Source organism: Alteromonas sp. Cnat2-8, from assembly GCF_022348355.1.
Taxonomy (GTDB): Bacteria; Pseudomonadota; Gammaproteobacteria; order Enterobacterales; family Alteromonadaceae; genus Alteromonas; species Alteromonas macleodii.
On the sequence record NZ_JAKREX010000001.1, the window covers coordinates 324,259 to 338,116 of the forward strand.

The 13,858-nt window shown below is 43.6% G+C and carries 13 protein-coding genes; 8 read left to right on the plus strand and 5 right to left on the minus strand.

All coding sequences use genetic code 11. The features are described 5' to 3' along the window. Positions 1–73: 73 nt before the first annotated feature. The 4 genes from galU to wecA all read right to left on the minus strand — a co-directional run bounded on the left by galU (position 74) and on the right by wecA (position 4,185). Positions 74–967, minus strand: coding sequence for a UTP--glucose-1-phosphate uridylyltransferase GalU (gene galU / locus MHN00_RS01370; RefSeq protein WP_014975843.1), 894 nt, complete (start codon positions 965–967; stop codon positions 74–76). 261 nt (positions 968–1,228) lie between these two features. Next, a complete protein-coding gene (locus MHN00_RS01375) occupies positions 1,229–2,125 on the minus strand; it encodes a glycosyltransferase family 2 protein (RefSeq protein WP_275444103.1) in 897 nt (298 codons plus the stop codon). Beyond that, complete coding sequence (locus tag MHN00_RS01380; protein WP_239299959.1) at positions 2,122–3,009, minus strand: glycosyltransferase; 888 nt, start codon at positions 3,007–3,009, stop codon at positions 2,122–2,124. Before MHN00_RS01380 ends, MHN00_RS01375 begins: the two co-directional genes overlap by 4 nt. Before the next feature lie 114 nt (positions 3,010–3,123). Further along, the gene (wecA, locus tag MHN00_RS01385) at positions 3,124–4,185 is read right to left on the minus strand and encodes a UDP-N-acetylglucosamine--undecaprenyl-phosphate N-acetylglucosaminephosphotransferase (protein WP_014948529.1); all 1,062 of its coding nucleotides are present in this window, start codon (positions 4,183–4,185) and stop codon (positions 3,124–3,126) included. A gap of 562 nt (positions 4,186–4,747) precedes the next feature. On the opposite strand from wecA, the gene MHN00_RS01390 reads away from it, so the two are divergent. From MHN00_RS01390 to galE, 8 genes are all read left to right on the plus strand, one after another. Then, positions 4,748–5,146, plus strand: a complete 399-nt coding sequence (locus tag MHN00_RS01390; RefSeq protein ID WP_239299961.1) for a hypothetical protein — start codon at positions 4,748–4,750, stop codon at positions 5,144–5,146. Positions 5,147–5,150: 4 nt separating this feature from the next. Further along, the gene (locus MHN00_RS01395; protein ID WP_239299963.1) at positions 5,151–6,983 is read left to right on the plus strand and encodes a polysaccharide biosynthesis/export family protein; all 1,833 of its coding nucleotides are present in this window, start codon (positions 5,151–5,153) and stop codon (positions 6,981–6,983) included. Positions 6,984–6,985: 2 nt separating this feature from the next. Beyond that, entirely contained in the window at positions 6,986–7,765 is a 780-nt protein-coding gene (locus MHN00_RS01400) for an ABC transporter permease (protein WP_014948526.1), read from the plus strand. Next, a complete protein-coding gene (locus tag MHN00_RS01405; protein WP_014948525.1) occupies positions 7,762–8,436 on the plus strand; it encodes an ABC transporter ATP-binding protein in 675 nt (224 codons plus the stop codon). Before MHN00_RS01400 ends, MHN00_RS01405 begins: the two co-directional genes overlap by 4 nt. Positions 8,437–8,448: 12 nt before the next feature. Then, positions 8,449–9,567: a capsule biosynthesis protein gene (locus tag MHN00_RS01410; RefSeq protein WP_069943856.1), complete on the plus strand. Its 1,119-nt coding sequence runs from the start codon at positions 8,449–8,451 to the stop codon at positions 9,565–9,567. Between the two features lie 217 nt (positions 9,568–9,784). After that, positions 9,785–11,305: a peptide MFS transporter gene (locus MHN00_RS01415; protein WP_076011129.1), complete on the plus strand. Its 1,521-nt coding sequence runs from the start codon at positions 9,785–9,787 to the stop codon at positions 11,303–11,305. A 100-nt stretch (positions 11,306–11,405) separates the two neighbouring features. Next, on the plus strand, positions 11,406–11,708 hold the full coding sequence (locus MHN00_RS01420; RefSeq protein WP_014975838.1) for a DUF6170 family protein: 303 nt from the start codon (positions 11,406–11,408) through the stop codon (positions 11,706–11,708). Further along, positions 11,705–12,727 (plus strand): UDP-glucose 4-epimerase GalE, encoded by a 1,023-nt coding sequence (gene galE, locus MHN00_RS01425; RefSeq protein WP_014978530.1) that lies wholly within the window; start codon positions 11,705–11,707, stop codon positions 12,725–12,727. The genes MHN00_RS01420 and galE overlap by 4 nt, the downstream gene beginning before the upstream one ends. A gap of 185 nt (positions 12,728–12,912) precedes the next feature. Here the strand turns inward: galE and MHN00_RS01430 are convergent, their stop codons facing one another. Next, the gene (locus tag MHN00_RS01430) at positions 12,913–13,857 is read right to left on the minus strand and encodes a VacJ family lipoprotein (protein WP_239299965.1); all 945 of its coding nucleotides are present in this window, start codon (positions 13,855–13,857) and stop codon (positions 12,913–12,915) included. Position 13,858 lies beyond the last annotated feature (1 nt).

A 13,858-nucleotide genomic window follows, 5' to 3' on the forward strand; every position in this document is an offset into this window, starting at 1 on the left:
TTTAACGCTATTTAGTTGCCTTAGGCCTGCTGTTCTTTCATCTACACTAAAGAGTCAACAGGCCCTAGTAAGACTATTTAACAACAGACGCTAAGTATTCTTTAAATTCGTCGCCTAACGATGGGTGACGTAACGCATATTCAACGTTAGCTTTCATGTAACCCAACTTACTACCGCAATCGTGACTCTTACCTTTCATGTAGTAGGCATCAACTTGTTCAAGTTTCATCAATGCGTCAATCGCATCAGTAAGCTGAACTTCACCACCTGCTCCTGGAGGCGTGAACTCTAACAGATCCCAGATTTTTTCTGACAGAACGTATCGGCCTACAACAGCAAGGTCAGAAGGTGCTTCGTCGCGAGGCGGCTTCTCTACCATTTTGTGAATCTTCGCTGACTCACCTGGCGCAATTGCCGCACCGTCTAGGTCTGCGATACCAAATTTAGAGATATCTTCGTCTGGTACCTGCTCAACCATGACCTGACTTACTCGGCTGGTGTTAAATTTGGCAACCATGTCTGCAAGGTTATCCTTTTTAGGATTACTTGCTGCATCATCAATGATAACGTCAGGTAATACTACCGCAAATGGCGCATCGCCAATCAAAGGTCGAGCGCAAAGTACTGCGTGCCCAAGTCCATTCGCAACGCCTTGGCGAATATGCATGATAGTTACATCTTTTGGACAGATTGACTGAACTTCTTCTAACAGTTGGCGTTTTACACGCTTTTCTAGTGTGGCTTCTAGTTCAAAAGAGGTATCAAAGTGGTTTTCAATACTGTTTTTACTCGCGTGCGTTACTAGGATAATTTCTTTTAGTCCTGCAGCAACACATTCGCTTACCACGTATTGGATCAATGGCTTATCAACCACTGGCAACATCTCTTTTGGAATAGCTTTCGTTGCTGGGAGCATTCTCGTCCCAAGGCCCGCTACAGGGATTACCGCTTTTTTAACCTGACTCATAGTTAATATCCTTTTTTAAAATCCTAAATACACGCCTAAGTCGACTTTCAGCCGTTTGTTATTCCTTAAGCTGAGATATATTCACCGTTATTCGCAAGACTAATGCAATCGATGTTCCAATTACCTTTTTAGAGCGTCTGCGTATTGAAAATGGGCAAAACAGCTCAAAACCACCGATAAAAGCACAAAATTAGGGATAAATAATATCTAATGCACCATAATAGTGAAAGCGTTTATGGTTTGTCCTTCCTTTCCTACACATCAAGTGTCGCTTTTTTTCACACTACTTTTTGGAATTAGTGCATGCTCTATGGGGCCGGTTTTGCGTTTTAATCCGTCTTTGAGCCCTGCCCACATGAAAGCGCCTCGCGTTTTGCCTTGCTCAAAGCAATATCTGTTTACAAGATACCTCAGAGGTATTGCACAAACATGACGAAGTTTCCAATAAAGAGGTACGTAATGGCGGCGAGCTAAAATGAGTACGTTGCGAAACTGATAGTAGAGCCTTATCGGTGCGCCCTGCTTGAATGTCACACCGCAAACTTTCACTCTATCATCGCCTTGTCGATGAGGCATACATGCACTGAGCGACTGATAGATAACCATGCCCTTGGCTCGAGCACGCCAGCACCATTCGTGATCAACGCCATCGATAAAGAGCTCATTTTCTTTTTCACCTACGCGTTCAAAAGCACGTTTGGAAATTAACATGCCTGAGGCAATGATTTGCTTTACTGTTTTTAACTTTTCGGAAACCTGCTTCCCTTTTTGCAGAACCCCCTGATCGACACACTCTGAAAATTGGCAATAGATAGAAGGGCCTATGGCTGCAATTGGGGAACGTTGCTCAAGGTCTTGGAATTGCCTCACTAACTCAACAGCAATATCGGGAGAGAACAAGCTATCTTGATCAAGCAAAAAGGCGTAGTCGCTTCCCTCATTAAAGAGCACTTTCAAACCGACATTCTGAGCGTGGGCGATACCAATATTTGAGGGGTAATGAAGATAAGTAACATCAGTTGTTAAAAGAGCCTGCTGAGGACTTGGAGAATTATCAACTAAGATGACGTTCCAGTCAGGGGCACAAAACGCATCGATGAGACTACGCACGAGCTCAACATCAGGATTAAATAGTATAACAACAACGCCGACGCTCAATGTTTACCAAACCTTTCCAGTAAATGTCTATCAAGTTTATAGGCAAGTTTAACCACTTTTCCAGGCATTAACCTCAATGCTAAAACACCACAAGCGTAAAAAAAGTTATAGGGTGAAAGTTGCTTTAATTTACGTATGGCATATAAACGTGCTCTGAACTCGTTGAGCGACTTACTTAAGCCACGACGTTTATAAAAGTTATTAACTCGTCTGAACTTCAAAAGTCGATCTTTTAAGTTCCTAAAGATATAACCCTTAGACGCTAAGTTTATCCAGAAAAAATAGTCTTGTGTGTTTAACAAGTCACTGTCGTAACGATGTCCATCATTAAATACATTGTAACGAATAACTACTGTTGGATGGTTTAGCGAGCATCGTCTTGGCAAGATACGAACGATCTGCCTGTGTGAAGCGGGCATTACTCGCGCACCAACCTTTACACCACTTTCGTTAATTTCCGTTAGTGCTGAACCTAGCACCGAAATATTGCTGTGCTTTTTAAGGTAGGTTATTTGACGTAGAAGGCGGTTTTCTTCAGAAATATCATCCGCATCCATTCTTATGAAAAACGATGGGTTAAACTGCATACCGAACTCAGCAACTGAGTTCATGCTACTTGCTAGCCCCACATTGTGACTATTCGACGCTATAATTACTCTATCGTCTTTGCTTGCTACATCTTCTAGTACGCGACTTGTTTTTTGAGGTACAGGTCCGTCGGCGACAATAACGAATAGAAAATCTGTGTAAGACTGCTCAGTCATACTTTCAATGGCTTCGCGAAGCCACTTCGCATTGTCAGCCTGATAAACCGCCATAGCAATTATCGATTCGACATGCTGTTTTTTATTGTTATTTTGAAGAATAGAGAATTGATTTATCAAGAAATTTTACCAACGTAAAAAAGTAACAAAGAAAATAAAAGCGCCTTACGTGTGCGCTTTTATTTGTTGGCATGTTACAGAGATTTTACTAAGCCTGCCACGATTTTACTCAAACTATGCGGTTAATCGCTTCACAAAGCGCAGTACACTCCAAATATGTTGGATAACAAGACTGTACACGACGAGTAGTCCAATAAAGCCCCAGAACATGACGGCTTCAGCTACCTGATAGACTTCTCCTAATATACCGATTAAGCAATAACATGCTCCGAGCAAAAGGATAGCAACAAGCGACTTTCTACTGCTAAGCCCTGCACGCATAAAGATATTGTGAAGGTGCTGACGGTCAGGTTTGAGCATTGATTGCCCCTTCCGTGCACGGCGATACATGATCGCGGCCATGTCCATTAATGGAAGGCCGACTAACCACACCGCAGTAATGGGCCTAAATGCGGCAGCTTCACCTTGAGTGTGATCAACAAGCAACCATACGATAGTGAGCCCAACGAACATACTGCCAGCATCACCCATAAATATCTTATTGCCTTTAAACCCTTTCCAACTCAAATTAAAAGCAAGAAACGGAACAATAGCTGCAACGATGATAAGCGGCTCCATGATGGAGGCTCCGTTACCAGTAAAGATCAAAAAGCCCGCAACTGTTAATAGAATAACAAGGCTCATACCGCCGGCTAATCCATCAATACCGTCTATCATGTTAAACGCATTAATGACACCGACCACACAAATGATCGTAAAGAAATACCCACCTAGGTCGAGAAATACCTCACCTGTTCCGAAGATATTACCCAAAGATGTAATATAGTTTTGCGCGCTCCATGCCATGATCGCTGCAACACCAAATTGGCACATAAGGCGGCCTTTGGCACTCAGGTCAAAACGGTCATCCAACATACCAAGCAAGACAACAAATGCTGATGCGGTGAAAAACAGAGGATTGTTTTTCATCCACACATCTGTCGCGACGCTGGCAACAAGCACGGCCATAAAAATAGCCACACCACCTGTTAGAGGTACAATTCCGGCGTGACGTTTTCGCGCTGATGGTTGGTCAACTAAGCCAAATTGATGCGCTAAAGGCGTCATGACCACCAAAAGGATAAGGGCGACGAAAAATGCAGTAAAAAGCGGGACAAACTGCAAATAAGCTAGCATAAAACACACAACCTCGCGTTACCGACAAAAACACAGCTATTTGTAGTAGTTTCTGTCAATACACATGCAAATTTTGATAAAAAACTAAATGTTGCTTCCATTTATTTACAACTTCCATTTCTTCCAGCGCGATGAGGGCATCTTGTTATGAGTATGCGGATAGAAAACTTCGATATAATATAAAACATTTGTCTAAGTAACCACCCTTCATGCATAAATAACGTATCAAAACGTGTCAAAAACTCATTTGTTGCGAGAATAACCTTAATCACCGCTAAAAAGAGAACCTGTTGTGCGTCTTCTCGCCGCCTCTCTCGAACTATCTCAGCTTCTGTTGTAACGATTGAATAACTTCTTTATTCCTTTAACCTGTTAACTTACTCGTCTATTTCCAGTCTTTGCAATGCCAAAAACATATCGAGCTACACTATTGATATGAACTTGTCTTCTATATTGCTGTCTTGGTGAAGACTCAGACAATTCAGCAACTGCGATAGCGAACATGCTTTTTTTAAAACTTATGTTATCCTAGCGCGAAATTGCTATATGGATATGAAAGCTAATGTTCAAACAATTATCTCGTCTAATTTTACCTATCGTAGTTACGATAGGCGTAGCTGGGTGTTCTAACACTCCTACCGCCACTAAGGCTGACATTCCTTTGGTGCATTCTTCTCTTGCTTATTCCCTTGCACCGGACAAAGAGCTTGCAATAAATATTCCAAAAGCCAACATTTATCATGATACGCAGGAATCATTTTCAATACGCTTCAATGGCCACCAATACGAGTCCTTGAAGCACTATATATCTGCCACAGGCAATAAATGTATCCGATTTTCTTTACAAGACGGTGAAACAGCGTCTTCTGATATTCAGCGTAAAATGACGACATGTCAGCGAAACGGTCAATGGCGAGTTATTACTCCCTTAGTAGCTTCGGCAACAGTGCAAGGTGAATAGATAAATGCAGTCAACCAGCATCAAAAAAACTTTAAAGCGCCTGACGCTAGCGGCTTGTGCAACGTCACTTCTTTTCACTTATGTGGGCACTGCAAGCGCGCAAAGCGTGGAACAATTGCAGCAATTAAGAGAAAGAGCTCAGCAGAGCCAGAGTAGCGGCATTGCTAATCAGTCCGTATCGCCACTGAGTATTTCAACCCAGCGAACGCTTCCAGGCGCTAGCAGTTCTGCGAATACCATGGGACAGTTTTCAACCCAGCCTCGTAATGGCGTAAACTTACCTGGCGAGCCAACTATTGATACTGTTTTTCCTGCGCAAGCGCCTATGGAAAACCCACCTTTTGCAGCCAACTTATTTATTGGTGGATTTGAGTCAGAACGCAGCACAGGTCTTAATGATAACTATCTCGTTGCACCGGGCGATAAAATTTCAATATGGCTGTGGGGGGCGGTTAACTTTTCTGACGTAGTAACCGTTGATAATCAAGGCAATATTTTTATTCCTAACATTGGTCCTATCCGTGTTGCAAATACACCTGCTGGCAGTGTAAATCAAACCGTTACTGCAAAAATCAGACAGGTTTATACAAACGATGTAAATGTTTACGTTAACCTTCTTACATCAACGCCCGTGTCAATTTTCGTTTCTGGCCCGGTGCTAAGACCTGGTCAATATGCAGGCCTCGCCTCAGATAGCGTGCTGTATTACCTAAAACGCGCTGGTGGTATTGATTTTCAGCGCGGAAGTTTTAGGCAGATAGACGTAGTGCGCAATGGTAAAGTAGTCGCTACTGCCGATTTATATGCATTTTTCAGAAATGGTAAGTTGCCTCAGATGTCGTTTAAAGATGGCGATACCATATTAGTGCACCCAATTGGCAACACTATAGTGGTTGAAACCGGCGCACGTAATAGCTTCACCTTTGAGTTTCTTAACGAAGAATTAAACGGCGGCGTGGTGAATTACTTTGCACGACCAGGAGAATTTGCATCGCATGCTTCGGTATCTGGTATTCGAAATAACAAACAGTTTGCTCGCTACTTGAGTCTGGATGAATTTGCTTCGCTTGAGCTAAATGCAGGCGACACTGTTGAATACCTTGCTGACCACGAGCCACAAATCTATCGCATTAATGTGGCTGGGGCATTTGCTGGCGCATCTCAGATTATGGTTGATAAAGGTACTCGCCTTATCGATGTGTTAGATCATATTGAAGCAGACACTGCCCTTTCTGATACACAGAACATTTATCTGTTAAGAGAAAGCGTTGCTGTAAAGCAAAAAGAAATCATCGAAGAAGGTCTTCAGCGTCTTGAGCGGAGCATGTATACCGCTCCCATTAGCTCGACGGGTGAAGGAGCCATCCGTGCCCAAGAAGCTCAGCTTGTCGCTGACTTTATCGCACGTGCTCGCCAAATTGAGCCTCAAGGCAGAGTCGTAGTTTCTGAAAATGGTGATATCGCAAATATTCTGCTAGAACCGAATGACACTATTGTCATCCCAGAGGTAACTGACTTAGTGCACGTAGGTGGTGAAGTGTTACTTCCTCAGTCAGTAGTCTTTAACCCAGAAGCCACGACTGAAGATTATGTTGCTTGGGCCGGCGGATTCACTGAACGTGCTGAAGACGAACGAATCCTTATTGTTCGTAAGAATGGTAATGTTACCTTTACCAGCATCAACAGCTCATTCCTAGCTAGCAACGATAGTAAGTTAGAACCAGGTGATCAGATCATCGTATTGCCTGCTATCGATACCAAGCTATTGCAAGCGGTTAAAGACATTACTCAGATTGTTTATCAGATTGCTATTGCAGCCAACGTAGCTACTAACTAAACATGGTAACGTTTAAAGACCAACTCTACGCATGGAGAGGCGTGATATTCGCGCTTTTCCTGCGCGAGCTTCAAAGTAAATTTAACGATAAATTTGGCTTAGGCTGGGCATTTTTAGAGCCCTTTGCCTTTATTTTCGCGCTGTCGTACCTTCGTGGACTGATCAGCGGCGATGATATCCACTCTATTCCTCTTTTTCTGTTTATGATGATCGGAATGGTCGGCCTGCAGTCTTTGACTACATGCCTCCAGTCAGTATCAACTTCTGTGCGCAGAAATAAGCCGCTCTATGCGTTCAGACAGGTTCAACCCATATCAGCAATGCTCACTGCTGGCTTTTTAGAGTTTTCTGTTAAAGTCGTTGTTGTCGCATTACTATGTCTTGCGCTTTACCTGATGGGCGAGACCTTTACGGTAAATGACCCGTTGCTGCTGATATCTCTGTTTCTTCTTTTGTGGGTATTTTCAATATCCATAGGGATGATTTTTGCTATCGCTGCCGCATTCGTGCCGGAAGTGGATAAGATAAAATCAATGCTTACCCGCCCATTAATGTTTATTTCATGCGTTTTTTTCAGTCTTCAAGATCTGCCTGAAGAGTATTGGCCTTACTTAACGTGGAATCCTCTTGTTCATTTCAATGAACTCGCCCGTTACGCCTGTTTCGAATCCTATGGAACAAAGGGCGTATCCCTTGGCTTTCTAATTGAAATTACTATAATTTTTCTCTTCCTAAGCCTTTCGATGTATCACATCACATGGAAGAAGGTGTTGTCTCGATGATAAGAATTGAGAATTTAACAAAGAGTTACCCCAGTAAAATGGGCCCTCAATATATTTTCAAAAATTTGAATTTTGATTTTCCTACGGAAAATAACGTCGCAATTTTAGGTAAAAATGGCGCGGGTAAGTCGACTCTTTTCCGTATGCTAGCAAAAAGCGAATACCCTGACAGAGGCCGAGTTTTAACGAATAAATCCATGTCGTGGCCGGTTGCCCTTCAAACAGGTGTACACCCGCAAATGACAGGGCGTGAAAATACGCGTTTTGTGGGCCGAATTAACAACGTCAAATCGCTTCCAGAATACGAAGAGCAAGTGCAAGAATTTGCCGAACTCGGCGCACGCTTCGACCTTCCTGTAAAAACTTACTCATCTGGTATGCGCGCCAAACTCGTATTTGCGTGCTGCATGAATATTAATTTTGATATTTACCTTATCGATGAAGCGACATCTGTAGGCGATCCGCTTTTTAGAAAAAAAGCGCGTTTATCGCTAAAAGAAAAAAGTGAACAAGCGGGCGTTATTATGGTTAGCCACGAACTTGACCAAATCCGCGAGTTCTGTACGTCTGCCGTTATCATAGATGAAGGCAAACTTACTTATTATCACGATCTCGAAGAAGGCATCGACGTTTATACGCAGGATGCAGACAATAAGAAATCACTAAAATAGGTTCAAATCACAGTGGAAAAATCTCTTACACAGCTCAATGCCCTTCTCAGCAAACACAAAATGCTGTTGCTTGTTCTTCCATGGGTGCTTTACGCCCTATATCTTGTTTTATGGGCTGCACCTCAATACGAAAGTAAAAGCCAACTTATTGTAAAATCAAGTGACGGCGGCAGTAGCTTCGACCCCTCATCTCTCTTGATGGCAGCTGGTGTTTCTGGTGCATCCGGCGGCACGGAAAGTCAGCTTGTAGAAGCGTATATTCAGTCTGCAGATATGATTAAGTATCTCGATGAGACAATTGGCCTTCGAGATCATTACATGTCAGACAAAGCCGATTTGTTTAGTGGCCTGTCATCGTCACACAAGCAAGAGGACTTTTATCAGTTTTATCTGAACCATATTGAAGTTAGCGTGGACTCAGCATCTTCTGTAATTAGTTTGCGAACCCGCGCTTTTGACGCTGAATATGCCCAAATAATAAACCAAGCTATTGTTGATAAAGCGGAAGAGTTTATTAATAACATCAATAACAACTTGGCTAAATCAAAACTAACGTTTGCCAAGGGTGAACACGAGATTGTTGAACAAAAGCTGCAACAAGCAAAAACTGAAATTTTAGGCTTCCAATCCAAGTACAACGTGCTCGACCCTACTGCTGAAGGTGCAGCGTTTCAGCAAATCGCTTTTTCATTGGAAGCGACCCTTGCCCAGAAAAAAGCTGAGCTAAGCACAATGTCGACCATGATGTCTAACGTCGCACCAGAAGTGATAAACATTAAGCGCGAAATAGCTGCACTACAAAAAGAAGTAGAAAAGCAAAAAGAGCGTATCAGTACCGCTGAAGGAGAAAGCGAAGCCCTGTCAGTCAGTGAATTAATGGCGCAATACAGTAACCTTCAGGTTCAGCTTCAATTGGCTATTCAAGCGTACTCTTCATCGCTGATTACACTAGAAAACGCGCGCGTAGAGGCATACCAAAAACTACAACACTTGGTAACTGTAGAATCACCTACCCTTCCAGATGATAATGCTTACCCCACGGTTATCTATAACCTTGTTCTTTTTGGTGTGTCATTGCTGCTTATTTATGGAATAGTACGAATTGTAGTAGCTACTATCCGCGAGCTTTAGTGCCTCCATCTGTTTAGCAAGCCAACAGTTTAATCGACTAAGTCGCTCAAGACTTAGTCGGTTGACACCGCTTTGATGAAGTTTGTCGCCCAAATCTTGTGTCTTTAAGCAAGCTCTAGTATAAGAAGCTATCCGCCTTACGGACGACTATCAAAGAGCCTATCCTATAAGTGCTCTACAATAACAACCATAAGCAATATGGAATTAAAATATAATTATGAAACCATCTAACGATACTAGCTTTTTCGGCCATCCAGGGGGCCTAAGAACGCTATTCTTTACAGAAATGTGGGAGCGCATGAGTTACTACGGTATGCGCGCGCTACTTGTTCTTTTCATGACCGCGAGCTTACAAACGCAGGGTTTGGGCTTTACCGTTGCAACCGCTGGCGCAATCTACGGCCTATACACAGGTGCGGTATATTTTCTAGGCTTACCGGGCGGGTGGTTAGCAGACCGCTTAATTGGTGGTAAAAACGCCGTATGGTATGGCGGTATTATCATCTTCGCGGGCCACGTGGTACTTGCCATAGACTTGCAAAACCTTTTCTTCGTCGGCCTTATCCTTGTTGCTTCAGGTACTGGCTTACTAAAACCTAATATTTCTGCGATGGTTGGCCAGCAATATGGCGACGACGACGGCCGTCGTGACAGTGGTTATGCGCTGTATTACATGGGCATTAACATCGGTTCACTCATCGCCTACCTAGTTACCGGTTATTTACAGGAAAACTGGGGCTGGCACTATGCATTTGGTGCAGCTGCCATCGGTATGGCAATCGGCCTAATTCAATATTACTTCAGCAACCGTTCGTTATCGGCTGATTCTGTTGCTCCTGCAAATCCATATCAAGGTGCGGCTAAACAGCGCGCATGGATGGGCGTATGGGCAGTGATTGCACTTGCTGTTGTGGTAATTGTGCTTGCGCACATGGGCACTATCGTTATTGAGCCTGTAGCTCTTGCTCAACAAGTTGCCGTTGTATTTACCATTATTTTCTTCGCTTACTTTGGTTTTATTTATTTCAAAGGTCAGCTAAGCGACAACGAGAAGAAGCGTATGTGGGCGTTGTTCTTAGTGTGTGTTGCTTCAGCGTGTTTCTGGTCTGGTTTCGAACAAGCTGGCTCTTCACTCAACTTATTCGCTCAGAACTACACCGACCGCGTACTTGAAAGCGGCTCGCTACTTACCTCTTGGTTTGGGATGGACGCTATCCCAACGGTATGGTTCCAGCTTTCAAACTCGCTATTTATCATTATTTTGTCGCCTTTCTTCGCTGCTCTTTGGATTAACCTAGCGAAACGAATGATCGACCCGTCGTACACAATTAAGTGTGCCATTGGTATCGTTATTATGGCGTCGGGCTTCTTGGTAATGTTTATGGCGTCTCAATATGCTGCACAAGGCCTTAAAGTTGCGCCTATGTGGCTTGTTACCACTTACTTCTTACACACTGTTGGTGAGCTGTGCCTAAGCCCAGTTGCACTAAGTGCAGTAAGTAAGCTATCGCCTAAGCGTTTCGCAGGGCAAATGATGGGGGTATTCGTACTGACTTACTCTATTGGTAACATCATTGCTGGCTTACTTTCAGGTAACTTCGACCCAGAAAACGTAGAGCAAATGCCAGACCTGTATCTTCAGATTGCCCTATTTAGCATCGCCATTGCCATCGTGATTGGTTTAATGAGCTTTAAATCTCGTTTCTGGGAAAAAGCAGGCATTGAACAAAAAGCGTAATTTATTGTTAGCATGTTTTAAGTGCTGACTAATTACCCTACAATAACCGCCGCAACGTAACGTTCCGGCGGTTTTTTATTAAGGGCATTTGCATAAACCTATGAAGTTTTATTTTTCTACCAGAGACATTCCTGCCTTAAAAGGTCTTCCACTGACAGAGCGCGTTAAGTTGCTTGATCAGGCCGCAAAGCGGCTATCTGTCCCTGAGAAGACTTTACTGAATGTGCTAAAGTTACTCGTCATTGTCCCCGTATTCGCATTTATTCTTCAAACCGCGTCAAATTGGACCTCGTTACTTTGGGCTTTTGTGGTATTTTTAATTTATCCATTGGTTGTAAAACCTATTCAATATTCCATCTGCGCTAAATACATTGCGCAACCGTCTAGCAAGGAGAATGCATGAAGACCATCTTAGTCACTGGTGGTGCAGGCTATATAGGTAGTCACACAGTTTTACAGTTACTTGAACAAAACTACGGTGTTGTAGTGCTGGATAACCTTGCAAACGCAAGTGCTGAATCACTTCGTCGCGTAGAAGCGTTAACAGGCAAGTCGGTTACTTTTGTTCAAGGTGACATTCGCGATACCGCCGTGTTAGATGATATATTCAGCGAGCATAACATTTATGCCGTTATTCACTTTGCCGGTTTAAAAGCCGTCGGCGAGTCTGTGCAAAAGCCACTTTCGTACTATGAAAACAACGTGTACGGCACGCTCACGCTATGTAAAGCTATGCAGAAGCACAATGTAAAGAATATTGTGTTTAGCTCATCTGCAACGGTTTACGGCGATCCAGCATCGCTACCGCTACGTGAAGATATGGCCACAGGCCACCCGACAAACCCTTACGGTATGTCGAAGCTTATGGTTGAGCATATGCTTAGCGATCTTTACGTATCGGACAACGAGTGGAACATTGTATTGCTTCGCTACTTCAATCCAGTTGGCGCACACGAATCTGGCCAGATCGGTGAAGATCCGAACGGTATTCCGAACAACTTAATGCCCTATATCTCTCAGGTTGCTACGGGTAAGCTAGAGCAGCTAAGCGTGTTCGGTGACGACTACGATACCGTTGATGGCACAGGCGTTCGCGACTATATCCATGTTGTTGACCTTGCCAATGGTCACTTGAAAGCACTTGATCGTTTAAACCTTAACATGGGCTTAGACAAATACAATCTGGGTACAGGTCAGGGCTATTCAGTCATCGAAATGATCAAAGCTTTCGAAAAAGGCTCGGGTAAAACCGTATCTTATAAGATTGCACCGCGTAGAAGCGGCGATGTGGCAGCCTGTTATGCCGACCCAACAAAAGCTGCTACAGAGCTTAACTGGCATGCAGAAAAAGGCTTGGAAGACATGTGTGCCGACACATGGAACTGGCAGTCACAAAACCCGATGGGCTATCCAAAGGATTAGCTTGTCGTTTGAACGCTGCCAATAGGCTTGTTCACATACCTAGAACTAAAAAGCCATGCTGTTGAGCATGGCTTTTTTTGTGCGGGCATTTATAGCTAGAGTGACGTTGAAGTAGAGGTTAGATAACAATAACTAAACCCTGCCCCCGAGCATTATCCAACATCGTTTTAATTATTACTCTTTCTCTATTTGCCGTCTTTCGACTTGGCGTCTTTTTCTTTTAGCTTAGCTTTCTCACTGTCATCAACTGACGAATCTTCTGAATCTGTCGACTCATCAACATCTTCTTCCGACGTTTCTTCATAGCTATCAAAGTCATTGCCTTCCAGCATTGCTTCAAAATCAGCAAAGTCATCTAGCTGCTCATCATCAATGGCTTTATCGCCGCTTTTACCGTCGGTAACGCGAAACTCCAAGTTTTCAAAGTAAGCATTTTTCACAAAAGCATAGTCATCAACAGACTGCTCAAGCTGCGCCTCTTGATCAAGTAATTGAGCTCGTGTTTCAAGTACCGAAATGCCAATACGCGCTAAGTTTACAGACCCTTCGAGTAACGACATTGGAAACGCAAAACCGTCAACATAATCACCGGTGAAGCTTCGCGGATCGCTTGGGCCTAAAAACGGCAGCATTAAGAAAGGCCCAGTATCTAATCCCCATACAGCTAGAGTTTCACCAAACTGCTCGCGTTTACGCTCAATGCCAATTTTTGACGCGACATCAAACGTGCCAACTAACCCTACTGTGGTGTTAATCAAAAAACGAGCCAAGCTATCTAAGCCATCATCAACCTTGCCTTGAAACATATTATTCAAAAAGTTCGCAGGCTCTTGTAGGTTGTCCGTGATGTTCACCAAACCAGTTCGCGCAGGCTGAGGCATCACAGTCACGTAGGTAACTGTTATTGGGCGTAAGATATAAGCATCCAACACATCCCAGTTAAAGTCCCAGATTTCACGGTTAACCGGCTCGAACGGGTCACGGGGGTCTGAAGTATCCACTACAGCTTGGTTCGACCCAGCGTCTTGAGAATACGCTTGAGCCTGATCTTGAGTATGGTTACTCGCACAGCCACCTAAAAGACTTGCCGCAATAATCAACCCGGTTGCGAGTGATTTAGACAGTTCCATA

Bases quoted from the DNA above. Each gene is read 5' to 3' on its own strand.
- galU (WP_014975843.1), bottom strand. From the start codon at position 967: ATGAGTCAGGTTAAAAAAGCGGTAATCCCTGTAGCGGGCCTTGGGACG.
- wecA (WP_014948529.1), bottom strand. From the start codon at position 4,185: ATGCTAGCTTATTTGCAGTTTGTCCCGCTTTTTACTGCATTTTTCGTC.
- MHN00_RS01390 (WP_239299961.1), top strand. From the start codon at position 4,748: ATGTTCAAACAATTATCTCGTCTAATTTTACCTATCGTAGTTACGATA.
- MHN00_RS01395 (WP_239299963.1), top strand. From the start codon at position 5,151: ATGCAGTCAACCAGCATCAAAAAAACTTTAAAGCGCCTGACGCTAGCG.
- MHN00_RS01400 (WP_014948526.1), top strand. From the start codon at position 6,986: ATGGTAACGTTTAAAGACCAACTCTACGCATGGAGAGGCGTGATATTC.
- MHN00_RS01405 (WP_014948525.1), top strand. From the start codon at position 7,762: ATGATAAGAATTGAGAATTTAACAAAGAGTTACCCCAGTAAAATGGGC.
- MHN00_RS01415 (WP_076011129.1), top strand. From the start codon at position 9,785: ATGAAACCATCTAACGATACTAGCTTTTTCGGCCATCCAGGGGGCCTA.
- MHN00_RS01420 (WP_014975838.1), top strand. From the start codon at position 11,406: ATGAAGTTTTATTTTTCTACCAGAGACATTCCTGCCTTAAAAGGTCTT.
- galE (WP_014978530.1), top strand. From the start codon at position 11,705: ATGAAGACCATCTTAGTCACTGGTGGTGCAGGCTATATAGGTAGTCAC.
- MHN00_RS01430 (WP_239299965.1), bottom strand. From the start codon at position 13,857: ATGGAACTGTCTAAATCACTCGCAACCGGGTTGATTATTGCGGCAAGT.